Origin of the sequence: Mesorhizobium sp. AA22, from assembly GCF_001672375.2 — a bacterium.
Taxonomy (GTDB): domain Bacteria; phylum Pseudomonadota; class Alphaproteobacteria; order Rhizobiales; family Rhizobiaceae; genus Mesorhizobium; species Mesorhizobium wenxiniae.
Map to the genome: position 1 here is coordinate 3,499,231 of NZ_CP048406.1, position 25,108 is coordinate 3,524,338.

Annotated in this window: 25 protein-coding genes and 1 tRNA gene; 16 read left to right on the forward strand and 10 right to left on the reverse strand. The window is 60.1% G+C overall.

Going from position 1 to position 25,108, the window contains the following annotated elements; all coding sequences use genetic code 11:
- Positions 1 to 129: 129 nt before the first annotated feature.
- From A9K68_RS16945 to A9K68_RS16955, 3 genes are all read right to left on the reverse strand, one after another.
- Positions 130 to 354 carry a hypothetical protein gene (locus A9K68_RS16945; RefSeq protein ID WP_156768398.1) on the reverse strand — a complete coding sequence of 75 codons (225 nt, stop codon included), beginning with the start codon at positions 352 to 354 and terminating at the stop codon, positions 130 to 132.
- A gap of 159 nt (positions 355 to 513) precedes the next feature.
- Positions 514 to 702 (reverse strand): hypothetical protein, encoded by a 189-nt coding sequence (locus A9K68_RS16950; protein WP_082982499.1) that lies wholly within the window; start codon positions 700 to 702, stop codon positions 514 to 516.
- Between the two features lie 99 nt (positions 703 to 801).
- Positions 802 to 1,083 (reverse strand): hypothetical protein, encoded by a 282-nt coding sequence (locus A9K68_RS16955; RefSeq protein ID WP_065009427.1) that lies wholly within the window; start codon positions 1,081 to 1,083, stop codon positions 802 to 804.
- A gap of 178 nt (positions 1,084 to 1,261) precedes the next feature.
- Between A9K68_RS16955 and A9K68_RS16960 the strand changes: the two genes are divergently transcribed.
- Positions 1,262 to 1,474, forward strand: coding sequence for a hypothetical protein (locus A9K68_RS16960; protein WP_246811173.1), 213 nt, complete (start codon positions 1,262 to 1,264; stop codon positions 1,472 to 1,474).
- Between the two features lie 190 nt (positions 1,475 to 1,664).
- Here the strand turns inward: A9K68_RS16960 and A9K68_RS32310 are convergent, their stop codons facing one another.
- Positions 1,665 to 1,793 (reverse strand): hypothetical protein, encoded by a 129-nt coding sequence (locus tag A9K68_RS32310; RefSeq protein ID WP_281409479.1) that lies wholly within the window; start codon positions 1,791 to 1,793, stop codon positions 1,665 to 1,667.
- Between the two features lie 174 nt (positions 1,794 to 1,967).
- Between A9K68_RS32310 and A9K68_RS16965 the strand changes: the two genes are divergently transcribed.
- Positions 1,968 to 2,261, forward strand: a complete 294-nt coding sequence (locus A9K68_RS16965; protein ID WP_065009622.1) for a hypothetical protein — start codon at positions 1,968 to 1,970, stop codon at positions 2,259 to 2,261.
- Between the two features lie 15 nt (positions 2,262 to 2,276).
- Here the strand turns inward: A9K68_RS16965 and A9K68_RS16970 are convergent, their stop codons facing one another.
- A complete protein-coding gene (locus A9K68_RS16970) occupies positions 2,277 to 2,441 on the reverse strand; it encodes a hypothetical protein (RefSeq protein WP_082982500.1) in 165 nt (54 codons plus the stop codon).
- 209 nt (positions 2,442 to 2,650) lie between these two features.
- On the opposite strand from A9K68_RS16970, the gene A9K68_RS16975 reads away from it, so the two are divergent.
- Entirely contained in the window at positions 2,651 to 3,121 is a 471-nt protein-coding gene (locus tag A9K68_RS16975) for a hypothetical protein (RefSeq protein ID WP_065009430.1), read from the forward strand.
- A gap of 640 nt (positions 3,122 to 3,761) precedes the next feature.
- Here the strand turns inward: A9K68_RS16975 and A9K68_RS16980 are convergent.
- Positions 3,762 to 4,082, reverse strand: coding sequence for a nuclear transport factor 2 family protein (locus A9K68_RS16980; protein ID WP_246811174.1), 321 nt, complete (start codon positions 4,080 to 4,082; stop codon positions 3,762 to 3,764).
- Positions 4,083 to 4,750: 668 nt separating this feature from the next.
- Between A9K68_RS16980 and A9K68_RS16985 the strand changes: the two genes are divergently transcribed.
- The 5 genes from A9K68_RS16985 (at position 4,751) to A9K68_RS17005 (ending at position 9,024) form a co-directional block, all read left to right on the forward strand.
- Positions 4,751 to 6,049 carry a site-specific integrase gene (locus A9K68_RS16985; RefSeq protein WP_246811417.1) on the forward strand — a complete coding sequence of 433 codons (1,299 nt, stop codon included), beginning with the start codon at positions 4,751 to 4,753 and terminating at the stop codon, positions 6,047 to 6,049.
- 53 nt (positions 6,050 to 6,102) lie between these two features.
- Complete coding sequence (locus A9K68_RS16990; RefSeq protein WP_156768399.1) at positions 6,103 to 6,603, forward strand: hypothetical protein; 501 nt, start codon at positions 6,103 to 6,105, stop codon at positions 6,601 to 6,603.
- Between the two features lie 90 nt (positions 6,604 to 6,693).
- Positions 6,694 to 6,969, forward strand: a complete 276-nt coding sequence (locus A9K68_RS16995) for a helix-turn-helix domain-containing protein (RefSeq protein WP_065009433.1) — start codon at positions 6,694 to 6,696, stop codon at positions 6,967 to 6,969.
- A 7-nt stretch (positions 6,970 to 6,976) separates the two neighbouring features.
- A complete protein-coding gene (locus A9K68_RS17000) occupies positions 6,977 to 7,450 on the forward strand; it encodes a hypothetical protein (protein ID WP_156768400.1) in 474 nt (157 codons plus the stop codon).
- Positions 7,447 to 9,024, forward strand: a complete 1,578-nt coding sequence (locus tag A9K68_RS17005; RefSeq protein ID WP_065009435.1) for a hypothetical protein — start codon at positions 7,447 to 7,449, stop codon at positions 9,022 to 9,024. The genes A9K68_RS17000 and A9K68_RS17005 overlap by 4 nt, the downstream gene beginning before the upstream one ends.
- 1,750 nt (positions 9,025 to 10,774) lie before the next feature.
- Here A9K68_RS17005 and A9K68_RS17010 read toward each other — a convergent pair.
- Complete coding sequence (locus A9K68_RS17010; protein ID WP_065009437.1) at positions 10,775 to 11,914, reverse strand: hypothetical protein; 1,140 nt, start codon at positions 11,912 to 11,914, stop codon at positions 10,775 to 10,777.
- 397 nt (positions 11,915 to 12,311) lie between these two features.
- Here A9K68_RS17010 and A9K68_RS17015 point away from each other — a divergent pair, with 397 nt between their 5' ends.
- From A9K68_RS17015 to A9K68_RS17040, 6 genes are all read left to right on the forward strand, one after another.
- Entirely contained in the window at positions 12,312 to 12,509 is a 198-nt protein-coding gene (locus A9K68_RS17015; RefSeq protein ID WP_065009438.1) for a hypothetical protein, read from the forward strand.
- Positions 12,506 to 12,925, forward strand: a complete 420-nt coding sequence (locus A9K68_RS17020) for a hypothetical protein (RefSeq protein WP_065009439.1) — start codon at positions 12,506 to 12,508, stop codon at positions 12,923 to 12,925. The genes A9K68_RS17015 and A9K68_RS17020 overlap by 4 nt, the downstream gene beginning before the upstream one ends.
- Positions 12,922 to 14,424: a terminase family protein gene (locus A9K68_RS17025; RefSeq protein WP_065009440.1), complete on the forward strand. Its 1,503-nt coding sequence runs from the start codon at positions 12,922 to 12,924 to the stop codon at positions 14,422 to 14,424. Before A9K68_RS17020 ends, A9K68_RS17025 begins: the two co-directional genes overlap by 4 nt.
- Before the next feature lie 83 nt (positions 14,425 to 14,507).
- The gene (locus A9K68_RS17030) at positions 14,508 to 15,203 is read left to right on the forward strand and encodes a hypothetical protein (protein ID WP_065009441.1); all 696 of its coding nucleotides are present in this window, start codon (positions 14,508 to 14,510) and stop codon (positions 15,201 to 15,203) included.
- Between the two features lie 369 nt (positions 15,204 to 15,572).
- Positions 15,573 to 18,716 (forward strand): type ISP restriction/modification enzyme, encoded by a 3,144-nt coding sequence (locus tag A9K68_RS17035; RefSeq protein ID WP_065009442.1) that lies wholly within the window; start codon positions 15,573 to 15,575, stop codon positions 18,714 to 18,716.
- An 18-nt stretch (positions 18,717 to 18,734) separates the two neighbouring features.
- A complete protein-coding gene (locus A9K68_RS17040) occupies positions 18,735 to 19,595 on the forward strand; it encodes a restriction endonuclease (RefSeq protein WP_065009443.1) in 861 nt (286 codons plus the stop codon).
- 109 nt (positions 19,596 to 19,704) lie between these two features.
- On the opposite strand, the gene A9K68_RS17045 is transcribed toward A9K68_RS17040, so the two are convergent.
- The 3 genes from A9K68_RS17045 to phaC all read right to left on the reverse strand — a co-directional run bounded on the left by A9K68_RS17045 (position 19,705) and on the right by phaC (position 23,285).
- Positions 19,705 to 19,779: transfer RNA gene (locus A9K68_RS17045), tRNA-Glu, on the reverse strand.
- A gap of 191 nt (positions 19,780 to 19,970) precedes the next feature.
- On the reverse strand, positions 19,971 to 21,113 hold the full coding sequence (locus A9K68_RS17050) for a YcbK family protein (RefSeq protein WP_246811418.1): 1,143 nt from the start codon (positions 21,111 to 21,113) through the stop codon (positions 19,971 to 19,973).
- 336 nt (positions 21,114 to 21,449) lie between these two features.
- On the reverse strand, positions 21,450 to 23,285 hold the full coding sequence (phaC, locus tag A9K68_RS17055) for a class I poly(R)-hydroxyalkanoic acid synthase (RefSeq protein ID WP_065009445.1): 1,836 nt from the start codon (positions 23,283 to 23,285) through the stop codon (positions 21,450 to 21,452).
- 67 nt (positions 23,286 to 23,352) lie between these two features.
- On the opposite strand from phaC, the gene A9K68_RS17060 reads away from it, so the two are divergent.
- On the forward strand, positions 23,353 to 23,775 hold the full coding sequence (locus A9K68_RS17060) for a hypothetical protein (protein ID WP_246811175.1): 423 nt from the start codon (positions 23,353 to 23,355) through the stop codon (positions 23,773 to 23,775).
- A gap of 79 nt (positions 23,776 to 23,854) precedes the next feature.
- Positions 23,855 to 25,072 (forward strand): LL-diaminopimelate aminotransferase, encoded by a 1,218-nt coding sequence (locus tag A9K68_RS17065; protein WP_065009447.1) that lies wholly within the window; start codon positions 23,855 to 23,857, stop codon positions 25,070 to 25,072.
- Positions 25,073 to 25,108 lie beyond the last annotated feature (36 nt).

Sequence of the window (25,108 nt, forward strand, 5' to 3'; positions counted from 1 at the left end):
CTTGGGGGTGGGGTAGATGGGAATAGGGCGCCGGCCTAGCGGATTGGGGTCCGCCGCCGTTGTTACTACCGAGCTTGGCGATTCAAGTAATTCCGTGATCACGGAATGTCAGGAGGCGGTCGACGACGCTCAGTCCCACGCATCGTCACCGTCTTGCACAGAGCCATCGTTTTCATCTGCCGGGCTTTCTAACCCGGCCAGTTGCCGGTCGGCCATTTCTTTGGCGAGGCCCACCAGAGCATCGATCTCTTGCATCTGGTCCACGTGACCGCCATCGGCGACGCGTTTCCGAATCCTCTTCAGTTGGTCAGAGGTTTGTCGCAACGTTTTGTCCATAGACGGCTTCTTGGCCACGCCTGCATCTCCTGCATCTTAACCCTTGAAGACGAGCAACCGTTCCGGCCCGATTTTACGGCAAAGACGACATTCAAACCGCCTTCAAAGGTCATGAAGTCCGCGCCACCGTTGCGCATGGGAGAGCCGGCCCATTCTCCAGGCCGGGAGATGACGCGTCTACATTTCTTCCGCCGCGCTTTCCGATGGATTTGCAATCAACCTTGCAGATCGCCAATCCCTTACCACCAGCAACTTCTTCTTTCTTGCCAGCAGTTCATCCCGATTTCCATCAGCCGCTCGGCTATGCTTTGCGGCAATCGCGTAGTCGGCTCTGTTCGTTCGATAGTCTTCGTTTTGCACAGACATGTTTCTATCTCCCGATACAGAATATTAACGCGCCGCCACAGCAAGCAGTTCCAAAACAGAATTCAGAACGCATATGAAGAAGGGTGAGGTACGATAACTTTAATCCACCATGTCACGCAGCGGCTTTTTGCGCTTCGGCGGCCTGTACTTCTCGACCAGCCTGACCTTATCGATGTCGACCGTCACCAGCGGTCCCAGATCGACGGTCACCCGGCCGCCTGCCTCATCTATGCGCGTGACCTCGCCGGTAAGCTCGATCTGCTGCCCCTTCTTCACCTTGGTATAATCGATGATGGAATGGGGGAAGCCATAGCTCGGGATGGAGACGCTGACGCGGGCGTCAGTGACCCGCCTGCGGACGGTGGCCGTGATCTCCACCATATCTCCAATCCCAATCCCCGCGCCATTCCATGACTCTGGGGCGGCCGGCACCTTAGTCACGTGCTAGCTAATATAGGTGACCGCTTCATCCAATCGATGGACGAAGCCCGTCAAAGGCCGATGCTATTCTGATTGCATGTCGCGACCTAACTTACCCCCGAGCCAGCTTGCTATCGCTATGCTCGCGATCAGCGTCAGCTATGCCGAAGCCGCGGACCGCAAGGTCGAAACCGCGGCGCCCGGTACGTACGCCAATTCGAAGAACCTGCCGGTTTGCACCGCGTCAAGCTCACTCTTCGAAGTCCTCGGTGACAAGTGTTTTCTCGTCAAAGGTTCGATGATCTATGGCGATATCGCCGAGCTCTCCCAGATAGCCACTTTGACCTGGTAGCCATGAGGCTCGCGACCCTCCACCTTGAAACTGCGAGATACGGCGACGTTTATCGCGTCGCAAGGCTCGCGCTGCTGAGGCAGCAAATGATCCGGCACATCAAGCGCACTGACGCCTCGGCTCAAAAAGTCGAGCAAGCGCTGGCTAGTTTGGCCGAAGCAAACGCACCCATGGACCGGCTCGCGCGGCATCAGTAGGCCGCGGTCATGCACGCCTCCGCATCGGCACGATGTGCCGCGGGTTGTTCGGTTGCTGCATAGTGGCGTTCCACATCCGTTTTCGCGATGCCTTGGCGGTCGTGCTTGAGGGTGTAGGCCACTGCTGCGACGCTTCCTACATCTCGTTGTTTTCGATGATGCCGGCTTCGCCGTCGGGCAGGTGAGGGGCGGGCGATTTGCTACAGTCCGGAATTCCGATTTGGAGGCCGCCATTGCACAGCTGCACTGGGACATGCCAGTTTGTCAACCAAATGGCTCATCATGGGAGTCTCGTCATGTCCATTCGCCGGATTGCGTTGACCTCGGCAGCGGTCACGCTTGCCTTCACAACCCTCGCCCAGGCCAGGCCGGACACCCGCGCCATGACCTGCCAACAGACGCAGGCGCTAATCCAGAGCCATGGCTCGGCGGTGCTGACCACCGGCCGTAACACCTATGCCCTCTACGTCCGCCAGTACAGCAATGCGTGCGACTGGTCGGAAATCCCAGCGGTAGCGTTTGTGCCGACGCGCGATGGCCAGTGCTTGGTTCATCGATGCAGAGAGCCGCTCTACACTCCTCCCGGCTGACGGTGACGAGCATAGCTATTCTGCTGCGCCTTTCGGCAGGTAGCCCTTTTCCCGCAGATACGTGGTCAGGATCTTCTCGACCATCGATGACACAGACCGCATGTCATCCTTCGCCGCTTCCTCCAGAGCATTTTTCAACCCCTGTTCGATGCGGAACGAAATCGGTGCCGTTCTTACCATGGTGTGCGATCCTCATACAATGTAGTTGACGGTTGACGACATTGTATGAGATTGTGAGGGTAAGCAAACTACTAAACCACGGGAGAAACCCAATGCCGAACATTACCGTTCGGGCAGCCGCCGAAGGTATGCCGGATGTCGAACCGCCGCCGTCTGCTTAACCTGACTGTCTTGCTGTCCATGATGCGGGCAGGGAAAAGCGATGAAGCATGAGCGCTTCCGTCAAGACGAAGGCGCTGGCTGCATTTGTGCAGCAGTGCCTTGATCCGCTGCCGGATGCCGTCCTCATCGACTCACACCACAACAAGCTCATGCGTCAGGCGCAGCGCCTTCCTTGGTGCAAGGCTGATGCTGTCACCAGCCTGACAAGAGCGGAAACGGATTACTGGCAAGCAAAAAGCATTCACGCGATGTACGTCCTAGAGGACGAGGATCGATCTAGCGCCTATTTTGACGAACGGATGCTCAGCGTCGACAGGAACCGGCAGGCTGTGGCCGATCAAATCCGAGTTCCAGCCCTCGCTCTCCTGGCCGTTCAATGGAAGCGAGAAGCCGCAAAGGACCGATATCTGCCGATCGTTGCGGATGAAGTCGCCAAGCTCGTCGCGGCGGACGAGGCGTTTCTTGCAGCGCATCCGATCACCAAGCAACCTCGTAGAAAATCGTTCGCGCCGCTCTAACCGGCCTAGCGAGCGACGCTGATGAATTGCGGGCAGCCGTCAACGGAATAACTTGGCGTCGTGTATATCCCTGGTCCCGTAAAATAGTGGCAGGTGGACGCACCCGTTGGGCTCTTCTCTTCGTGATAGAGAACGCCCGTCGATGTGGCCAGCATCCCGCCAATCACCAGGGCGACCAGTATACCGAGGCCGGCAACAGCTTTTAGCATTTCGATAGCGCGGGCTAAGCGGCCCTACGCGGTTTGAGCCTGTTCGACAGGGCGGTGGCCTGCGGACATTGAACTCAATCTTCCAATGGCGAATGCGGCCATCACGATGAAGGCCGCAGTGATGCTCAAAAAGATCCACGATGCGGTCGCGGGATCGGTGGCTACGCAGCTTGCGAGTTCCATGACGCCTTTACCCCTTTAAGCCCGGCGGCCCCACACCGCCAAAACCCAAGCATGATCCCGTTCCGGAATAAACACAAGTGGTCGCTAATATTTCAAATGGCTGGCGGGCTTCCGTCGTCCGATTATCATCGACGGCGCGACCATCGTAACCAATGAAGCCGGATTGCCAGACTTTGCCGCGTTGCGGCGAGCGATCACGAGGAGCAAGTGCCAAGCTTAAGGGTTAGTTTCCTCAGCTAGCAATCCCTCTACTGCCCAACTACGGACTCTGCCGGCCGAGCTGAGGTTATCGGATCGGCGTGACGAAGGACGATTCTCCACGCGCCATCCTCCTGCCGGAAGATGGTGGTGACCCGAAGCGCAATCGGCACCAGTTTGTCCCCGCCGCCGACCTTGGATTGAAGCCTCTCGATTTCCATGACGTAGCCCAGGTCCGCTGTCGCGTACTCGGCGATTCGTTCGATGCCGATGACCTCGCCGTCTCGGTAGTTGGTAGCAGCCCGATCCATGGTCTCGGCAGCCTTTATCCATCCCTTGGCCGGCGGACCGAACGGGTTAGCGATTGTCACGTCATCCCGCCGCGAGTAGAGGTTTTTCAGAGGCTCAGGGTCCCCTTCACAAAAGCACCCAAAGCCAGATGATCTTGCTCGATAAACTTCGTTAGATCGGAAGGTAACATCTTACCGTCCCTCGCCTGATTGGAAAAAGAACTCTACACCCAAACCTCCACTATCGCATCCCGTCTTCTGTCTCACGAGGCTGCACAGAGGCAACGTGCAGGGCGAGCCCCATTGGGATCGCAGGATTGCCCAGCGTTCCATCGTCGATGATCCAACCGCAAATATGCATTTGATGGCCCGGCGGTTTCGGCTTCCGAGTCTCTTTGTTGGATAGCGATTCGAGCGATATTGGCCAAGGATTGGACAAGAAACGGAGATTTTCGGCTAAGTGCCTGAAAAATCTGGTACGCCCAAGGGGAATCGAACCCCTGTTACCGCCGTGAAAGGGCGCACTTCCGGGAGCCTGTGTTAGCCGGAGCTAGCCAGAAAAAGCCCATCAACGATTTGAAAACATAGAATTTTTTGCCCCAGGCGGACTGCAAGGGCTAGCGCTGGCGCGCCCCGGATATTACCTTCATTTTTACCCCAGATGAACCGGGGCGAACCGGAGGTAAGACGTGGCAAGGACGGTAAGAGACTCGAAGCTGGAGACGAGGGCTGCACGGTCGCGCTTGAAGGTGAGCAAAGACCCGCACTGGCGGACGCTGGTGCCGGGGGAACTGCACATCGGCTATCGCAAGAGGCGAGCGGATGCGCCGGGTAAATGGGTGATGCGGCGGTACGTTGGCAGGGACGAGGGCGCGGATGGGGGAAGCCCATACCGCAAAGAGACGCTCGGGCTGGCGGACGATTATCGGGACGCGGACGGAGCGAGCGTACTGTCCTACTCCGACGCGCAGCGCCTAGCGCACGAGCGTGCCGGAGCCGCTGCACCGAACGACGCCGGCTCCCCCGGCTTGCTGACGGTGCGCGAGGTCGTCGAGGACTACATAGCCTTTCTCAAGGCGGAGCGGCGGAGCGGGCGCGACGCCGAGCGGCGGGCACGTGAGTTCATCTTGCCCGAGCTCGGCGGTCTGTGGGTCGCCGAGCTGACGACCGACCGCCTCCTCCAGTGGCGCGACGCGATGGCGGCGAAGCCAGCTCGGCTGCGGACCGGCGCGATCAGGGACAGGGAGTCCGGCGAGCGCGTGCGGAAGCCGCAGCGCTATCGCCCGGCTCCAGCCACGCCGGGGGAGATCCGCGCCAGGCGCGCCACGGTCAACCGCACGGTGACGGTCCTGAAGGGGGCACTGAACCGGGCGTTTAAACTCGGGCGAGTGAACGACGATCTGTCGTGGCGTCGGCTGGACCCGTTCGTGAAGGTCGACGTGGCCCGCCCCGGCCACCTGTCAGTCGCGGAGGCGCAGCGGCTGATCAACGCGACCAACGCAACCAGCGGATTCCGTGACCTTGCGCACGGCGCACTGCTTACCGGATGCCGATACGGCGAGCTCTGTCGACTGCTGGTCGGGGACTTCCAGCGTGGGCGGATCGTGATCCGCGAATCTAAGAGCGGCAAGCCGCGCGACGTGCGGCTGACCGAGGAGGGGGTTGCGTTCTTCCGCGCAGTGACGGCGGGCCGTCCCACCGGGGAGCTGATGTTCCTGCATCCGGTGCAGCGCGACGGCGAGACGGCGATGGAAGGGTGGGCGAAGTCGCAGCAGGCGCGGCTCATGCTCGACGCCTGCCGAGTGGCCGGGATCGTGCCAGCCGTCGGTTTCCACCAGCTGCGCCACACGTGGGCCTCGCTGGCCGTGATGAATGGCCTGCCCCTGATGATCGTCGCCGAGAATCTAGGCCACTCAGACACGCGCATGGTCGAGAAGCACTATGGTCACCTGACCGAGGACTATCGCGACGAGGCGATCCGCACCAGCGGTCCGCGTTTCGGCGTCGCCGCGCCGACGAACGTCGTGCCAATGGAGGTGCGGCGATGACGGCCGACAGGCCCGAGTGGCCAGGGTTGAGGGACGCTGCGGACCTCGGGCCCATGTGCGAATGGGTGGCGGAGCGTATGGACCTTGATCCAGCAGAGGTGGCCGCCGCCGAGGACGAGGCTGCCGAGCCGCACTGGCCGCTGAGAGCCAGCGAGCGGGATGCGCTACTGGCCGCCTTCAACGCGAACGGGAGGGGTCGCTGGGAGCCGGTGCTGAGGGTGCTGCGCGCTGGCGCGGCATCGCCCGGCCTGATGTCCGTGATCGCCGACCTCATCGAGCATGGCGGCTTCGCGGCGAAGGCCGACCTGACGTCGCATGACGCGAACTACCTGTACTACGAGTACCGGGTGATCGAGCGCGTGCTCCGGGAAGGCTTCCGGGAGAAGAGCGAGAACGCGCGCTATCGGCTCGCCACGAGGGTCGCGGCGAGGCTGCTTGGACGCACCGAGAGCGATATCGTTGGCGCGACGAGAAGGCGAAAGGGCGGCGAGGAGCGCCGCGCGCTCGGCGACATCCGGTGGCGGGTTGCAACCGACGGGGCGACGCCGGACTGAGGTTTTTGTGCGGGACGCTGGGCGTTACGCATAGCCCCGCAAGCCCGCGCAGGCTAGGCTTAGCGTTAGTTGACTAGCGGAGATAAGCCAATGAATACAATGAACAAAGTACCGTCGGCGGACCCAGAAGAAACGATCTCCATCCCGGAGTTCTGCCGCCGGTTCCGCATCTCGACTCCCACCTACTATAAGATGCGCGCGGAGGGTTGCGGCCCGCGCGAGCTTCGCATGGCCGGTCAGGTCGTCCGCATCCGACCGGAGGCAATCCGGGACTGGATCGCGGACCGGGAGAGCCCCACGTCGACGGCCGCCCAGCGCGCCAAGCTGAAGGCGCGGTCGGAATACGCCCTCTCGGGTGGTCGATGAGGTCGTCATGAGCAAAGCAAGCAAGGAGCGCACCCGCCAGGCGCTGAGAGTAGAGGGAACCGACTTCGAGCGCGTGGCGGCGAACGAGCGAGTGCCGGGCGGAGTTCGGCTGTCGGTCGCCTATCGCGGGCGGCGGGATGGGCATGGCCCAACCTTCTACGTCTATCGACTTGACTCACTAGGCCTGATCGTGCCGCCGGAGAGTATGAGCCTTTGGCGGCGACCTCTGGATTCACCTGATTGGGCTCGACTACGCCGAGTGCGACTGGAAGCGGCGGTGAAGCGCACGCAGGAGCGCGCGATTGTAAATGCGAACCCCGCTTGCCCCACAGATCACATCGATCGTCGAACCCTCAGCCTGCTGTGGGCAATCGCGGCCGAAGACACTGCCGTCATACAGGACGCTGGCCTAGATCCCGCGTCCGTACTGGACATGGACGAACTGCCGATCTTCGACGAGGGACCGCGGGGTGCAGAATGAGCGTCCTTCAGAAGACGCCCGCCGAGCCGGAGCTGGATCGCGCGGAACGACTCCTCATCCTCTTCGACGGTGAACGAACGCGCCACGGCACCTACGACCCGACCCGGCTCCGCCTCGTCGGTGACAAGGTGGAGATGAAAGACGAGCGAGGGCAGGGACCACGCGACGTGTCGGGTCCGCCGACGATTGACCTATGGCGACGGCATGTGTCGGGCGAGCTTCCGCTTGGCGTCAGGCCAGTCGGCGACGACGGAAGGTGCCGATGGGGCGTCGTCGATGTCGACAGCTACGGAGTGGATCACGCCGACCTCGTCGCCAGGGTCGAGGCGGAGCGGCTTCCGCTCGTCGCGTTTCGGTCAAAGTCGGGCGGTGCGCACCTATTTCTGTTTCTGAGTGAATGGTCATCTCAGGCAGCCGTGAATACTGCCTTGAGGGCGATGACAGTGCGGCTGGATTTGCCAGCTGACACGGAGGTCTACCCCCCGGCCAGCGGCGAGGGGAACTGGCTGAACATGCCGTACTTCGGTGGCGATGAGACGGACCGCTACGCCGTGAAGAAGGGCGGCCTCGTCATGTCGCTGTCGGAGTTCCTGCACTCGGCTGAGCGATCCCGGATGTCTGCCGGAGATCTCGGTCGTCTGTCGAAGCCCACCCGCCGCGCCGATCGCGCTAGTACCGGGGAGGGGAAAGCAGGGAGGGCAGCTCGCGATCTCGGAAGGTACTCGGCCGAGCTTGCCAGCAAGCGACAGGGTGGTCGAGCGACGCTGCTCTACGGGCGAGCCAAGGACATGGGGAAGATGATCGGCGCGGGCTGGATCCACGAGGACACGGTTTGGAGCAGACTTCTGCGGGCAGCCACCGCCGAAAGCGTCGATCCGCTGCCGTATGGTGAGGCCAGCGGCCACATCAAGAGGGGCATCGAAGACGGGAAGAAGGAGCCTCCCCCCGAGGACGACAACCGATATCCGGTCGTTGAAAGCATCGTCATCTGGCGAGGCGGCGAGGAAACGTTGTGGGAGATCACGCTTGCCGGGCACGGCACCGTCACGCTGCCGGTCAAGGAAGCAATGCACTACTGGACCTTCAATGTGCGATGCGCCGACAAGTTGCGGACGTCCTTTCGCCAGATGAAGGCCGACGCGTGGAATGATCAGATCGCAGTTGCCCTCGCGGTTGCGAAGGAGCGGGAGATTCCACCCGACGAAACCGTCGAGGGCATGTTCCGCGATGGATTGCGCGAGTTCTGTATGCACAGGCATCGCGGCGATAGCATCGAGGACCTCATGCTGGGCAAACCCGCCCACGTGGACGATGACAGGCGCATCTACTTTCGCTTTGAGGACTTTCACCGGTTCCTCGACAGAAAGCAGTCCGGCCCGTTCAGGAGTACGAAGCGCCAGGTCCTCGGCAGGCTTCTGGCCGGGATTGGCGGGGAAGGCGTCGACCACGGCAAGACGACCAAGAAGCTGAAAGGGGTGACCACCGAGGTGCGGTGGATTAGGAGCGATCTGTTCGAGAGCATCGAGCCGTTTCGGCGCCAGGATCTTCCGCCCATCCCGGGGGAGGGGTTCTGATGGTCGCGCGGAAAGCCACGCAAAGTATCCCGAAGACGGGTTCTGCTTTTTCGCGAACCCTCGCCGGCGCTCCGGTGTAAGCGTGCGTAAAGGACCTAAAGCCGTCAAAGCCGTTACCCGCGCGCGCGATCATACGCGCGGGCGTACGCGCATAGCTGTGGCTTTTCGCGGCTATGTGCAGGAACCCCCGGCACAAGGCAGGCCGCCGTGCGCGGCGCGGGTAGGTAGCGCCCGCCGCGAGCCCGCAGGGGCGCCCCAGCGGATCGCACACGACGGCGGCGGTAGCGGCGGAGGTAGTACCCTCGGACGCGCGCAGCGAGCGCCTGCGGGCTCGCCGGGCGGCGGAGCGCTAACTTGCCGATCGGCTCCTGCCCGTGCCGACTACGAGGCCCCTCTCGCTCGAGCACGCGGCGCGTACCGCGCGCTGTGCGGCGGACCGCTTGAGAAGACCGAACTGGAAAACAAATGTGCGCCTGCAAGCAGTTGGCCCTGATTGGCGATCACGGCCTACATCCCATAAGCTGTAGACTCCACAAGTAACGGATCCAATCCTCGGGGCAATTGGCAGGCCGACAAGAATACATCTCTCGGATTATTGATCTGTACTTGTTACTACCCCAGAAAGGTCTACTATAACCCGGCGTGTAATATTTTCTGATTTCCCACTTTCCGCTTTTGCTATCTATTTCTCCGTGATAAGCACGAAGGCTCGGCCAGCCTTCATGCGGAATGTTGCCTCCAGTAAAAAACTTATCTATTGGAATCACATATTCACCGACTCGGGTCGCAAAATATTTCTTGAAGGAGCGATTATTCTCGAGATCACACTCGGTTCGCGGAGACGCAACCTCGCATTGCTCCGAAGCTTCATCAAGAGCGCGTGTAAGCGCCTTAAAGGCAGGGAGGCCGGCGTCTTTCTCCATTCGCTCAAGCTGCTTGCTTCGAGCTATCGCGTCATCCCAATCTGATTGCCAAAGGCGGAGTACCTCCGAATGACGTCGACAAAACGCAGCAGACGTTATACCGGGACCTTCGCCCGGTCTTTCGACCCCGAGCTGCTTAAGTAGTGTGTCGACTTCATCTAATTCTTGCTTCCACGCCGTGGTTACGGTGCTCCAATGCTCCTGGAGCGATCTGAGTAGGGGAATCTTTGCGTTTAAAGACTCATCAACGGGCGCCATCAGATTGTCAACGCACGATCGTGCCTCTTGCGAGCATTGAGCAGGCGAAAGAGGTTGAGCCTCGCAGTAAGCCGTATGCACATCTCGAATCGATGACAGGCACTCATCGTCCAAGAACTCAATCGATTTATCGATGTCCTTACTGTCGACAAGATCATTTATCGAATTACGACAATGTTGAGTTAGCCTGCTAACTCGCCGGGAAACGGCGCTAGCCCGATCGCGATCCGGTTGCGATAGGTCCGGGCGTGCAAGCACTTGTACAAGCGACGATGTTGTTATGTTAATGTCCGACCATACGGTATTCGTTTCAACCCGAAAGACGCTTTCGGAGATGGTTTTTTTCTGGTACCGATCAAGTTTCCCAGCAATCGTGATGAAAAACCGCTCAACGTCTCTAGCAATCTCGCAGGCCTCTTCGGACGCTGGCCCTAGTTGAGGTGCTCCTCCATATGATTCCCGTGACTGCGCAACTTGAGATATACATGTCACAATTGCTGAACTGAGTATTCCTAAGCCTGCGGACCATATTTTTTTCGCAATCATGCTCGCCGAGCTCCTTCGCCAAATCAATTGCAGGCGGCCTGCGATTGACTTAGAGTAGTCTTGCACTTAGCCGCATTCGGAAATCGCTTGCAGAAAATTCGGTCCGCTCTGTTAACTTCTAGACGCGCCAAACAGTTTTGAGAGGCGGAGAGCTTGACCGCGGCCGATAGGATTAGTTCTCTAAGTTGTCGTTCGGCCTCTTTTTGATTCTTCAGATAAAGCTCAGCTAGGCGCTCTGCGTTAAGGCGGGCTATCCGCTCGGCCTCTGTTCGGGCAGCCTCGGAAGCTGAGACGGTCTGCAGCGCGTCGGTCGCGAACGCCGCAAATATCTTGTCACTGTCGATTTGGTTTTGGCTCATACGCCCCATTTCGCGGATGGCGGTTTCCGAGGTCCGCTGATTTATGTCGAGCAACTTGTCGATCATCTTTCCCTGGTTTTCAGCCATCTCTTTCAGCAGCGACAGCTGCTCGCGACTCAGCTTGTTAGCCTGCTCTAGATTCAAAGAGGCCTTTAAAATGACCTGGATAGCCTCAGAATTCTCGCCCCCGGTAGCGTGACCCGCAAATTCAGCTGTTGTGCTACTAACATTGCGGCCGAAAGCTTTGTCGGCATTTTGGACGGCGCTTGAATTTATCGTCGTGCAAAACTTTCCGACCGCGCCACTTACCTCTTTTTGTGATGCGCCAATTAGGCCCAGCACCGACTTGAATTCTGAGGCATTGCAGAACGCTTTCAAATCTCCGCGGACACCGTCGACATCAGGACAGATCATGTCGCCACCGTCCTCATTGCACTTCTGCATGAATTGTGAGCACGGCCCGTTACTAGCCAAGTCCGATGCGGCGGCTGTGAGCCCTTCAGGGGTGCCGGCTATGAGGGAAGTGGCAGTGGGAGCGCACGCGGCGGCGGTCTTAGCATAGTCTACTAGAATAGAGGGGTTTTCTAACACGCCGCGAAATGTTTCTTTAACGGTGTCAGCTTTTCCAAGAATTTCAGGGATGATGTCGCCCGGACGACCTTCGATAATTGGATCAAGGAGTATTTCGGGGAGGCCTGCAATTTCCCCAACAACATCCAGAAAGTCTGGCCGGGCGTCCCGCATAGACCCTAGTTCAAGCGCAAGCCCCAGCACTGCCGAAAGCGCGAACCTGTAGCCGGTCATGCCCCTCTCTCCGAGACTGAAATACCAGGCACCAAATTGAACTGTTTCGGTCTGGAAGGCAATGCGAGTGGACCGGCCCTCGAGCCTAAGCTCACCCCCTTAAATCTAAATCCCCAGAGACAAGACCTAAGCCCGCAAGGTCATTCTCCGGTCCCGGTATAGTATCCGACTTATTGCCATCCCTCCGCCCCTACGCGGCGGAAACGAGTGCCCGCGTTAGCCAGTAAAAGCTAAGATAATCAAATACTTAGAGCCGAGCCTTAGGTTATACTAGCCTCCGTCAGTAAATATGGAGGTTAATATGGCGCCTATTTACCCCTCCGTTCGCCCCCGAGTGGCACGGGTCAAAGGTCTCAGGTCGTCGGCCGTTCGCTCTCCCCCGGCCGAAGGGCCAACGATGAAGACATCGGGCGTCGGCGCCGACGACCTCATCCGCGTCTTGCGTCCTCGCGCCGTCCGCCTCTATCGCGACTGCATGACCGTCGGCGCGTTTGCGGCCGAGGTAGGGGACCTTCGGGCCGCGCTGCGGCAACTCGTCAGCAGTCACAAGGCTGGCCTGATAGCGTTCCAGTCCGGAAGGCGAGTGCCGAAGTGACCAAGGCCGCAGCATCGGGCGTGAGGCCAGTGTATCCGGCCACACATCGCACCCGCATCACGAACGGCAAGGACCTGCTCCCCGGCGTCGACGGCCGCACGTTCTGGGTCCGCCGAATGCGCGACGTGATGGCACTCCATGTCTCCGACCTTGGCGGGGTGGAAGCCTGCAGCGAGGCCGAGAAGAGCATCATCAGGCGCGCCGCTGCCATCACCGTGGAGATGGAGCGGCTGGAACGTGTGTTCGCGCTGGCCGGGGACGCAGGACCCGACCTCGACACGCTCAGCTTGTACTCGCGCCTAGCCAATACACTGCGCCGTCTTCTCGACATGACGGACCTTCAGCGAAGGTCGCGCGACATCACCCCGACGATCGACGAGTACATGCACGCCGTCGCCCAGGAGGCGGCCGCATGAACATCCTGCAGGCGTGCGGCGATCCCAATCTCTTCGGCCCGTGGTTTCGCCGCCCAGCGACTTGGCGTGTCTGGTTCAGCTACCTGGCAGCACTATTCGGCCTGCCATTGGACGACGACCAGTTGGTTGTGTTTCGGCACCACACCGGGCGCTTGAACCCACCGACCGAGCCGTCGGCCGAGGCTTGGCTCGTGGTCGGTCGGCGCGGCGGCAAGAGCTTCGTAATGGCGCTGATCGCGGTCTACCTTGCCTGCTTCCGGCAGTATCGTCAGCATCTCCAGCCCGGGGAGCGCGCCACCATCCTCGTCATAGCTGCCGACCGGAAGCAGGCCCGGACGATCATGCGCTACGTGCGGGGCCTTCTGACGAACATCCCAATCCTGTTCATGATGGTGAAGAACGAGACGGCCGAGGCCTTCGACCTCAACAACTCCGTGACGATCGAAGTTGGCACGGCCTCTCATCGCTCCACGCGCGGCTACACATTCGCCGCCGTCCTGTGTGACGAGCTTGCCTTCTGGCGAACCGACGACAGCGCTGAGCCCGACTATGCCATCCTCGATGCCATCCGCCCCGGCATGGCGACGATTCCCGGTGCGATGCTCCTGTGCGCGTCCAGTCCCTATGCCCGGCGCGGCGCGCTGTGGGACGCATTCCGTCTGCACTGGGGGCAGGAGGGCGGTCCATTGGTCTGGCGAGGCACGACGCGAGAGATGAATCCCTCGGTGCCGCATTCGGTCATTGATCAGGCGATGGCGCGCGACGCGCCATCTGCTCGCGCGGAATACATGGCCGAGTTCCGCACCGACATGGAAATGCTTGTCACTCGCGAGTCCGTCGCGGCGTGCGTCTCCCCCGGCGTGCGGGAGCGTCCGCCGGTGCCGGGCGGACGGTACGTCGCTTTCGTCGATCCGTCGGGGGGTAGCGCCGACAGCATGACGCTGGCTATTGCGCATACCGAGGGCGACGACGCCGTTCTGGATGCGGTCCGGGAGGCGATACCACCTTTCTCACCCGAGGCTGTCGTCTCAACTTTCGCGGCCCTGACTCGCTCCTACGGTATCCGTTTCGTCACGGGTGACCGCTACGGAGGCGAGTTTCCGCGCGAATTGTTTCGTCGCTACGGCGTCGACTACCGTCTGTCCGACCGGAACCGCTCCGATCTCTACCTTGCACTCGTCCCCGCGATCAATTCGCGCCGAGTGGACCTCCTCGACGTCACTCGGTTGGAGAGCCAACTGGTCGGACTGGAGCGGCGGACCAGCCGAAGCGGGCGTGACATCGTGGATCACCCCCCAGGCGGCCACGACGACCTGGCGAATGCCGTTGCGGGAGCCCTGACGATGGCGAGTTCAGCGGCCAAGGCGATTGTACTCGTCGGATCAATCGGTGGTTACGGTGGCAGCGGGCCCATCTCTTGGCGCGAAGTAGGGGACGAGGGGCGACCGCGAGCATGGGTGCGCCGCTACCTGACCGAAGATGAAGCCGAGGGGGGCTGATGCAGTGACCTGGGACCGAGTTTCGTCAAGCCCGCGCTGCCCGCACACAAAATGCTGTTTGCTGAACCGAGAGGACCCTATCCATGCCGAAACAGATAACTGAAATCGAGATCGAAGCTCGTATTGCGCCGGCGTCGACCCGGTGGCCAGGCACGGCGATCCATTGGGAGAAACTCAAGGAGGCCGTGGCCGCCGCGCGTGCGTTAGTCATCGCCGTTGACGCGAACTGTCGCGCGGTGGAGCAAGACAGTGACCTCAGTCCGGAGGGCATCTATCGGAAGCGCGCAGAAATCGGTCGCCGTGCTGTCGGAGACCTTTTTGAATTCGCGCCGCTTCGCTCGGCCGAGAGCGCGGTTGGCAGCGCTGTTTCGCTATTCGAGTCGGGGATGGTCGACCTCCCGAAGGCCCCCACCGGCATAGCCGAAGTTGCGCTCGCGCAGGAAGTTCGGGCCCACATACGAGCACACGAAAACCCCACTGGTTTCGTGTTGAATCATCTAGACGACGGGCGGGTAGTTGGGGCCGTGCTGCACGCCCCCGGCTTTCTCTCAGGGCTTAAGGACGAAGGTCTCAACGTGATCAGAGATCGCGCGAGATCGGCTCTGCACCCTGAACAGGTCCAGCATCGCAAGGAAGCTGAGGAGGCTCTGGAAGTGCTGCGCAAGGGCATCGCGGCAGCCCAACGTATGATCCTGGCCAGAACGGAAACTCGCATCGACCGGGACGAAAAGGTCCGCGGCATTCGAGAGCCAATGCAGCATGGTGTTGCGGCGACCTGATCAGTCGAGGGACGTTGCTCGTACCACGTCCTATTGCCCGAGTTCTTAGTTGAAAATTCTTTTGCGACACTTCCTTAGCCGTAAGCAACATCGTTAGCGATTTGAGATATTTTCTTGTTCTATACGCAATCTCTATCTGGCAACCTGGTGCGAATTTTTGCTATCGAAGTTTTCCCGCTCGATGAGGTAAGAATACGAATGGGCGCTGCCTTCGTGCGGACGACTTTGGGACGAGTGGGCAAATCATGCTGTGGAATGTGACCAGTCCGAAGCCGAAGCACCCAGAAATGCCGAGGGCACATTGCGGTGCGATAATCAGCTTCCCGATAGCCCCACAGTCAGGTCTAATGCCAAGGGTCCGGGGGGAACATGAGCCAGCTTCTTATCCAGCAATATCTCAACGAAATTGACAGGCTGCGGAAATTCTCGGGATCAATCACCGAAGGCGTGATTTCGGAAGCTTTCAAGGATCTACTAAAGGCGTGGTCGCGGCAACTGAACTGGCAATTTGCGGCGCAATACGAATTTCCATCGACGCAGAAAAGTCGCATCCGCCCTGACGGAACGATCTTCCATTCGCTCGGCCTGCCCTTCGGCTACTGGGAAGCCAAGGACACGGCCGACGATCTCGATGTCGAAATCGGCAAGAAGCTGTCCAAAGGCTATCCGCAGGACAACATCATTTTCGAGAATTCCCACACTGCCGTGCTGATCCAGAACCGGGAGGAGGTGTTGCGCTGTCCGATGACGAACACGGAAGCGCTGCTGAAGCTTCTCAACCTGTTCTTCAAATACGAGCGCGAAGAAATCCGGGAGTTCCGCAAGGCGGTCGAGCAGTTCAAGACCTATCTGCCCTTCGTACTGAAGGCGCTCCGCGAACGCATCGACACCGCCTATGAGGCGAACGCCGCTTTTCGGGTGGCGGCGGACAAGTTTCTCCAGCATGCCAGGGACACGATCAACCCTTCGGTTGGCGAGGCCGATGTGCGCGAAATGCTGATTCAGCACATCCTCACCGAGGAAATCTTCGCCAACGTTTTCAACGACAGCGACTTTCACCGCGAGAACAATATCGCGAAGGAGCTCTATGCGCTGGAAGGGAAATTCTTCACGGGCGCAGTGAAGAAGGACACGCTGAAAGGGCTGGAGCTCTACTACGCGGCTATCCGCGCCAACGCGGCAGAGATTTCAAGCCACGTCGAAAAGCAGAAATTTCTGAAGCTGATCTACGAGAATTTCTACAAGGTCTACAATCCGAAGGCAGCCGATCGACTGGGCGTGGTCTATACGCCGAACGAGATCGTGAAATTCATGATCGAGGGTGCCGACTGGCTGACCCAGAAGCATTTTAGCAGGCAGCTTATCGATGAGCATGTCGAGATACTCGACCCTGCGACTGGCACTGGAACCTTCATCTGCGAGTTGCTGGAGCATTTTCGCGGACAGCCGCAAAAGCTGGCGCATAAATACAAAAACGAGTTGCACGCCAACGAAGTGGCAATCCTGCCCTATTACGTCGCCAATCTGAACATCGAGGCGACCTACGCGGCGATCTCGGGCCAGTTCGCCGAGTTTCCCAATCTGTGCTTTGTCGATACGCTGGACAATGTGGCAGGGCTCGGCATCAAGGCCGGCTATCAGCACGATATGTTCGCCGGGCTTTCGGACGAGAACGTCGCGCGCGTCAGGCGGCAGAACAACCGCAAGATTTCGGTGATTATCGGCAATCCGCCGTACAATGCCAACCAGGCTAATGAGAACGACAACAATAAGAACCGTGACTATCCGCGGATCGATCAGCTCATAAAATCGAGTTACATCCGCCTTTCGACGGCGCAGAAGACCAAGGTCTATGACATGTATGCCCGCTTCTTCCGCTGGGCGTCAGACCGCATGGCCGACGACGGGGTGCTGGCATTCATCACCAATCGTAGCTTCATCGAAAGCCGGACTTTCGACGGATTCCGCAAGGCGGTGGCGCAAGAATTCAACGAGATTTATGTCGTCGATCTCGGTGGCGACGTGCGGGCCAATCCGAAGCTTTCGGGCACAAAGCACAATGTCTTCGGTATCCAGACCGGCGTGGCGATTTCTTTCATGGTGAAGCGCCACAAGCAAAAGGGTTGCAAGATTTTCTACGCGCGGCGACCGGAGTTCGACACGGCATTGGATAAGCTTGCATATCTTGGAAACACTGAGGCATCGGCGATTTCTTATCAGCGGATCGAGCCGGACAAGAACGGGAACTGGGTCAATCTGACGGAGAACGACTGGGACGAAATGATTCCCGTGGCGGACAAGAAGACCAAGGCAGCGAAGGCCAAATCGCAGGAAAAGGCCATATTTAGGTTGTTCTCTTTTGGCCTCGTCACCAATCGGGACGACTGGATGTACGATCGGTCGGACGAAAAGCTCGGCATAAAGGCCTCATATCTTGTTGATCGGTACGAATCTGATCGTAAGACCTTGCCTCGGTATCGGCAGGGTAAACCTCAGGTGGACAAACTCGACAGCAGCATAAAGTGGACGCGTTCGGTCAAGCGGAGCCTCCAAAACGATCGACCTTTTCGCCTTTCAGACACGAGGACAGTTGCTGCAATGTATCGACCATTCGATCGGCAGAAACTCCTTTTCTATCCGCCACTGATTGAGATGCTAAACCAAACTCGCGCGATCTACGGAGAGCACGGCGAGGCACTTAACCCAACTGCAGTATTTGCCGACCCCACATCGCAAAAGCCTTTTATGGTGACGGCAAGTGAGTGTTTGATCGATATGCATCTAGTGGGTGCAGCTGCAGGGGCCACAGCGCTTCCCCGCTACCGTTACTCCAAGGTCGGCGAGCGCGTCGACAACATCACCGATTGGGCGCTCAAGGAATTCCAGAAGATATATGGCAAGGACGGGCGGGCCGCTCCAATCTCTACCGCCAGGGAGGAGATTGGCCAGTCGCGGAAAGCGGCACCGGCCCTGACCAAGGACGACATTTTTCACTATGTCTACGGTGTGCTGCACGATCCGGTGTATCGTGAGAAATACGCTCTCAATCTAAAGCGCGAGATTCCGCGCGTTCCGTTCTATCCCGATTTTTGGGCATGGGCGGGCTGGGGCGAGCGGCTACTGGAACTGCATATCGGCTACGAGACGGTCGAGCCATGGCCGCTTGACCGGCTGGATGCGCCGGACGAGAAGGCGCGGGCTGCGGGTGTTAGCCCCAAAGCAATGCTGAAGGCCGACCGCGACAGCGGGACGATCAGGCTGGACACAGAAACGCAGCTTTGCGGCATTCCACCGGAGGCGTGGGAATACCGGCTCGGCAACCGGTCGGGGCTTGACTGGATTCTCGACCAATACAAGGAAAAGACGCCGAAGGATCCGACGATCCGCGAGAAATTCAACACCTACCGCTTCGCCGATTACAAGGAAAAGGTACTCGACTTGCTGGCCCGCGTGGCGCGAGTGAGCGTGGAAACGGTGGCGATCACCGAGGCGATGAAGCTTGCGAAACGATAAACAAGTAGCAGGGATGACATGACGGCCACAGTGCCCCCCTTCGCCGAGTTCTTTGTCCCCGTGCTGCGGGCGCTGGACGCGCTTGGGGGCTCGGCCTCGAACGAAGAGATCGATGACAAGGTGGCGGGGCTGATGGGGGCATCAGATGCTGTGCGTGCCATACTTGTTGGCAACGGGCCACGTCCGAAGTTCGACTACCGCTCTGCCTGGGCGCGAAGCTGGCTCAAGAATGCTGGCATGGTGGAGAATAGCGAACGAGGAGTCTGGACACTCACGTCGGAGGGGCGCGCGGTGCTGGCGCTTGACCCTCAAGAAATCGTTCGGCGCGTCCGGAGGGCCGATGCGGAACTACGCAAAGCGAAAATAGTCGCCACCCCGGACCACGTCGAAGTTGAAGCGGGGGCCGCTGAAACGCCGCTTAAGGATTGGCGCGAGCGCTTGCTTAATGCCTTGCTGGCACTTGAGCCCGCTGCGTTCGAGAGGCTCTGCCAGCGCGTCTTACGTGAGTCAGGGTTCATCAAGGTAGAGGTGACCGGCCGGACTGGAGATGGCGGTATCGACGGAACGGGGGTGCTGCGATTAAATCTATTGTCATTTCACGTTCTTTTTCAAAGCAAGCGTTGGGCGGGTTCTGTCGGCTCTGGCGTGGTCCGCGACTTTCGGGGCGCGATGGTTGGACGCGCCGACAAGGGCCTGATTATTACAACAGGCACATTCACCGCCGACGCCAGGCGCGAAGCGGTTCGCGATGGTGCGCCTGCCATTGATCTAATCGACGGTGAATCGCTCTGCGATTTGCTGAGGGACCTGCAGATCGGCGTAAAGGTCAGAATGGTGCCAGAAGTAACTCTCGACGAAGCCGCGTTCAGGCAATTCTGAGTCGAGCTGAATATAAATGTCTGGCTAGCTATTTTACCCTGGATTTAACCCACAAACGGCCGAGTGCCTTTCGACGAAATAGTATGTTGCTGTTTTTGCTAGGAAATACTGGTACGCCCAAGGGGAATCGAACCCCTGTTACCGCCGTGAAAGGGCGGTGTCCTGACCGCTAGACGATGGGCGCGCTCAGATGTGAGCGCTTATAGTTGCGTTGCACCAAACCGGCAACCCGTCTGCCGCCGCCTGCGACAACTTTTTTCATTGGCCGCAAAACCGCGCATTTTCGGCGATTTAGCCCGGTTCGATGCTGCATCTCATGCCGTCGTCAGACGGCGCACCGCGGACGTTTTGCGTGAACGAGAGAAGAACCAGCGGTTACCGCCGCCGGCGGCAGCGCCAGTTCCAGTCGCGCTCGGGACCGACGTCGATGTGAACGGATTCGGTATGGCAGTAGGTGCCGACGCCGCCGCGCCCGGGCATGCTGCGGATGTAGCTTGCCAGTTGCGCTTTCGCGACGCCTGGAACCTGGATGTCGGCAGCGGCGCAATACATGTGCAGCGAATTCTTGGCGCCGTTGGCGCGGCGGTTGCGGGCCGGGTCACGATAGCCGGAGGTGACGATCATCTTCCTGCCGTAGTGGCCCTCAATCGTCTTCAGCACGCGGACCAACGAAGGTTTGAGGCAGGCAACGTCGACATTCTCGGTCTGCTTCAAAAGACCGTTGGGCGCCAGCCGGGCAAGCCCGGCAGCGGATGCCACCTGATAGGCGCCGCCTTCATCCTCGTTCAGATCGACGTCGCTGTCGTCGTCGAGGCCGGATTTGCGCTTGATCTCGAAGAGTGCGGTCTTGCGTACGCCAGGCAGCGCGTCATCGGTGAAATGGCTGGTGTCGCCGATCGAAGCCAGTTGCACCGGCTTTTCAGCCGATTTGGCCGAGGCCAACGTGATGGTCGGCTTTGCCGCCGGCTTGGGCTGCGCCGCCGTCGATTGCTCGCCCGACCTGTTGCTGGTCTGCGGGGCGGGCGCCGCCGAGGCCGGCGTGGCGCTGAACAAAGAGGCGAGGAACCCCTTCTTCTTCGGCGCATAGGCTTGCGGCTGCGGCTCCCCGGCGGTCACATAAACCGGGTTGTCCATCGCCGGCGCGGCCGCCTCGGCCTTGGACTTCGGCGCGGTCGTGCCTGCATCGGCGGTTTCAACCTTCTGCGTTGCAGCATCGGCTTGTTCAACCGTCTGCGCGGACTGTTGCTGGGGCTGCGGCGTCTGGCCCGCAGCAGCGTCTGCGCGCGCAGGAGCCGTGACGGGGAAGCCGGCATCGGACTTGGCCCCTCCCTGAGGGGCTCCCCCCTGGGTTCCCGGCTTGGCCATTGGCACATAGCCGACCTGCTCGGGAAGGCTTGCGTCGCCCTCGGCGGTCATCGTCATCTGAGAAGTCGTGATCTGTGACGACGAATCAACGGTGATCTGTTGGGTACCAGAGGCCGTGCTGATATCCGTAGCAGAGGCGTTATAACCGGGCATGCCGACGGACAGGGACGGGTCGCCGGCCGAGGTGCAGGACGCCAGGAGCACGGAGAAAAGCGCGGCCGCAATGGCGCGGCTTTCTCCCTTCGCGAGGCGCGATCCTGCTGATTTCAAAACAAAATTCCCCCTCGATGTCCGGCCGGTACGTCATTGGCGGCGTCGAAACGTCCCGCCGAAATAAATCCTTGTCCCCGAACGGAAACGAGACCTGTGTCAAATCCGCAAGCCCCAGAGTAATTCGACGGCTAAAGAGGAATCGAGACTGCTTGAGGGTTGACGACACCATTTCGCCCTCTTTTACCGGCGCGTCAACTCACCACACATTACAGAAGGTTACACACGCACCTTGACATAGGTGCCTGGCGCGTCGCCCAGAGTTTTCATGTGCTTGCCGGGTTTGCGGGCCGGCACGCGGGTGTTGTCCTTCGCCTCGACCCAGCGTTGCCAGTGCGGCCACCAGGAGCCGGGATGGTTTATGGCCTCGGCGATCCACTGGTCGAAGTCGCCCGCCGGCTTGCCGCCGGTCCAGTAGTGATATTTCTGCGCTGCCGGCGGATTGACGACACCGGCGATGTGGCCGGAGCCGGCCATGACGTAGTCGACTTCGCCGCCGAAATACTTCGAACCTAGGAACACCGAAAGCGCCGGCGCGATGTGATCTTCCTTCGAGGCGAGGTTGTAGACCGGGATGGTGACGTCCTTCAGCGAAACCACGCGGCCCGCCAGCTCCATCATGCCTTGCGAAAGTCTGTTTTCGAGATAGCAGTTGCGCAGATAGAAGGAATGGTTGGCCGCGCCCATGCGGGTCGAATCGGCGTTCCAGTAGAGCAGATCGAAGGGCAGGGGATCCTTGCCGCGCATGTAGTTGTTGACGACATAGGGCCAGATCAGGTCGCCCGAGCGCAGCATGTTGAAGGCGGTCGCCATCTTGGTGCCGTCGAGATAGCCTTTCTCGTTCATCGCCTTTTCGACGGCCGCAACCTGCTCCTCGTCGACGAACACTTTCAGGTCGCCGGCATAGGTGAAATCGACCTGCGTAGTGAAGAAGGTGGCCGATTTGATGCGGTGGTCGCCTTCCTGCGCCATCAGCGCCAGGGCCGCCGCCAGAAGCGTGCCGCCGACGCAATAGCCGACGGCATTGACGTCCTTCTCACCGGTGGCCTTTTCGATCGTGTCCAGGCCGTATTGCAGTCCCTCTCGGATATAGGCTTCCCAGCTCTTGGTGCCGTGCCGCTCGTCCGGGTTGATCCAGGAGATGACGAAGACGGTGTGGCCCTGCTCTACCGCCCAACGGATGAAGGACTTTTGCGGGTTGAGATCGAGAATGTAGAATTTGTTGATCCATGGCGGGCAGATCAGTAGCGGCCGCTTGAGTACGGTCTCGGTCGCCGGATCGTATTGCAAGATCTCGGCGACATCGCTGCGGCCCACCACCTTGCCGGGCGTCGTGGCGAGGTTCTTGCCGATCTCGAAGGGCGAATAATCGGCCTGCCGGAGTTTCAGGTCGCCCTTGCCGGCGGCGATGTCCTCGGCCAGCATCTTCATTCCGCGCACCAGGTTTTCGCCATTCGAAGCGACGGTCTCGCGAAACAGCTCCGGGTTGGTCAGGATGAAATTCGACGGCGAGATGGCGTTGGACACCTGCTTGACGTAGAAGCTGGCCTTGTGGCGGGTGTGCTCGTCCAGGCCATCGGCGTGCTCGACCAGCTCGGCCGCCCAGCGCGAGGTGACGAGATAGGCTTGCTTGAGGAAATCGAAGAAGGCGTTGCGGCCCCATTCCGGGTCCTGGAAACGCTTGTCGCCGGGCTCGGGCTTGACCGCGTCTTCGGCATCTTCGCCGCCGGCGCCGAGACGCTGGATGGAGTTGGCCCAGACGGTCATATAGCCGGAGAACAGCCGCGTCTGCGCCTCCAGGGCACGCTGCGGGTCGGAAAGCCAGTATTCGCTGAGCTTGGAGAAGGTTTTCACCATGTCGACGACCGGCTCGGCGACATGATCGCGCACGTCGCCTTTTTCGCGCGGCTCGGCCCATGCGGAAGCCGCCTTGCCGGCCTGCTCGATCATGCGCGCCATGTTCAAGGCGAAGCGCTCCGGGTCCTTCACCAGATATTGCTCGACGGTCGAAGCCTGGTCATCTTCCGCTTTGCCCGAATCGGGTGTTTTGGACATGGTTCGCGGGGTTCCTCCCGAAGCGTTTTCTTGACATATTATCATGGGACATCGGACAGGGTCCAACTTGCTCTACCTCGGCTGCCAAGGAAACAATATGACGATTAATATTGGCGAAACTGTTTTTTCTGGCACTGGTCGTTTTTGCCGCATGGGCGCGGCGGTCGTTTTGCTGGCGATCGCCGGCTGTTCGAGCACCAACGTCGAGGGCGCCAGGCCTGTCGCGGCTGCCGACGGGCCAAAGAACACCGGCACCTATCCCAACCTGAATATCCCGCCGCAGGCAGCGGCAGAGCAGTTCACCGAGGCGGAAAAGAACGCCAAGCTCGCCCAGTTGAAAGCCGACCAGCAGGCGCAGGGCTCAAAAGGCGGCGCGGTCAAGGCCACGAACCAGGCGGCGCTGAACACACTGGCAAAAAAGCACGGCGCCGACGCACTGAAGCAGATCGAAGCCAAATGCGATCCCGCCCTCGACCCTACCTGCAAATAGGGTTATATCGCGCGACCGACAACCACCTTTGCCAAAAACCACTTTGACCGTCTGGAATTGACCCACCACTGGAACTGATATGGAAGAATTTCACAAGGTCCGCCGGCTTCCGCCCTATGTCTTCGAGCAGGTCAACCGGCTGAAGGCCAGTGCCCGCTCGCGCGGCGCCGACATCATCGACCTTGGCATGGGCAATCCGGACCTGCCGACGCCCAAGGCCATCGTCGACAAATTGTGCGAGGTCGTGCGCGATCCGCGCACGCATCGCTATTCGTCGTCGCGCGGCATTCCGGGCCTTCGCCGCGCCCAGGCCAATTACTATGGCCGCCGTTTTGGGGTGAAACTCGACCCGGACACGCAAGTGGTGGCGACGCTGGGGTCGAAGGAAGGTTTTGCCAATATGGCGCAGGCGATCACCGCCCCCGGCGACGTGATCCTGTGCCCTAACCCGACCTATCCGATCCACGCTTTCGGCTTCATCATGTCGGGCGGCGTGATCCGCTCGTTGCAGGTGGAACCGGACGACGGCTTCATCCCCGCGCTGGAGCGCGGCATCCGCCATTCGATCCCGAAGCCGCTGGCGTTGATCCTCAATTACCCGTCGAACCCGACGGCGCAGGTCGCCTCGCTCGATTTCTACAAGGAGGTGGTGGCCTTCGCCAAGAAGAACGACATCATCATCCTGTCGGACCTTGCCTATTCGGAAATCTATTTCGACGGCAATCCGCCGCCCTCGGTGCTGCAGGTGCCGGGCGCGATCGACGTGGCGGTCGAGTTCACCTCGATGTCGAAGACCTTTTCCATGCCCGGCTGGCGCATGGGTTTTGCCGTCGGCAACCAGCGGCTGATCTCGGCGCTGACCAGGGTCAAGTCCTATCTCGACTACGGCGCCTTCACGCCGATCCAGGTGGCGGCTGCGCACGCGCTCAACGGCGACGGCGCCGATATCGCCGAAGTTCGCGACATCTATCATAAGCGCCGCGACGTCATGGTCGACGCCTTCAGCCGCGCCGGCTGGATTGTCCCGGCGCCGGCGGCGTCGATGTTCGCCTGGGCGCCGATCCCGGAGCCGTTCAAGCATCTCGGTTCGCTCGAATTCTCCAAGCTTCTGATCGAGCACGCCGACGTGGCGGTGGCGCCGGGTGTCGGCTTCGGCGAGCATGGCGACGACCATGTGCGCATCGCGCTGGTCGAGAACGAGCACCGGATCCGGCAGGCGGCTCGCAACATCAAGCGCTTCCTGGCGTCCAGCGCCAAACAGCCCAACAATGTGGTGCCGCTGGCCGCACATCGTTGAGCGCCTGACACTACATCGACCAAATTCTTGGGGGGC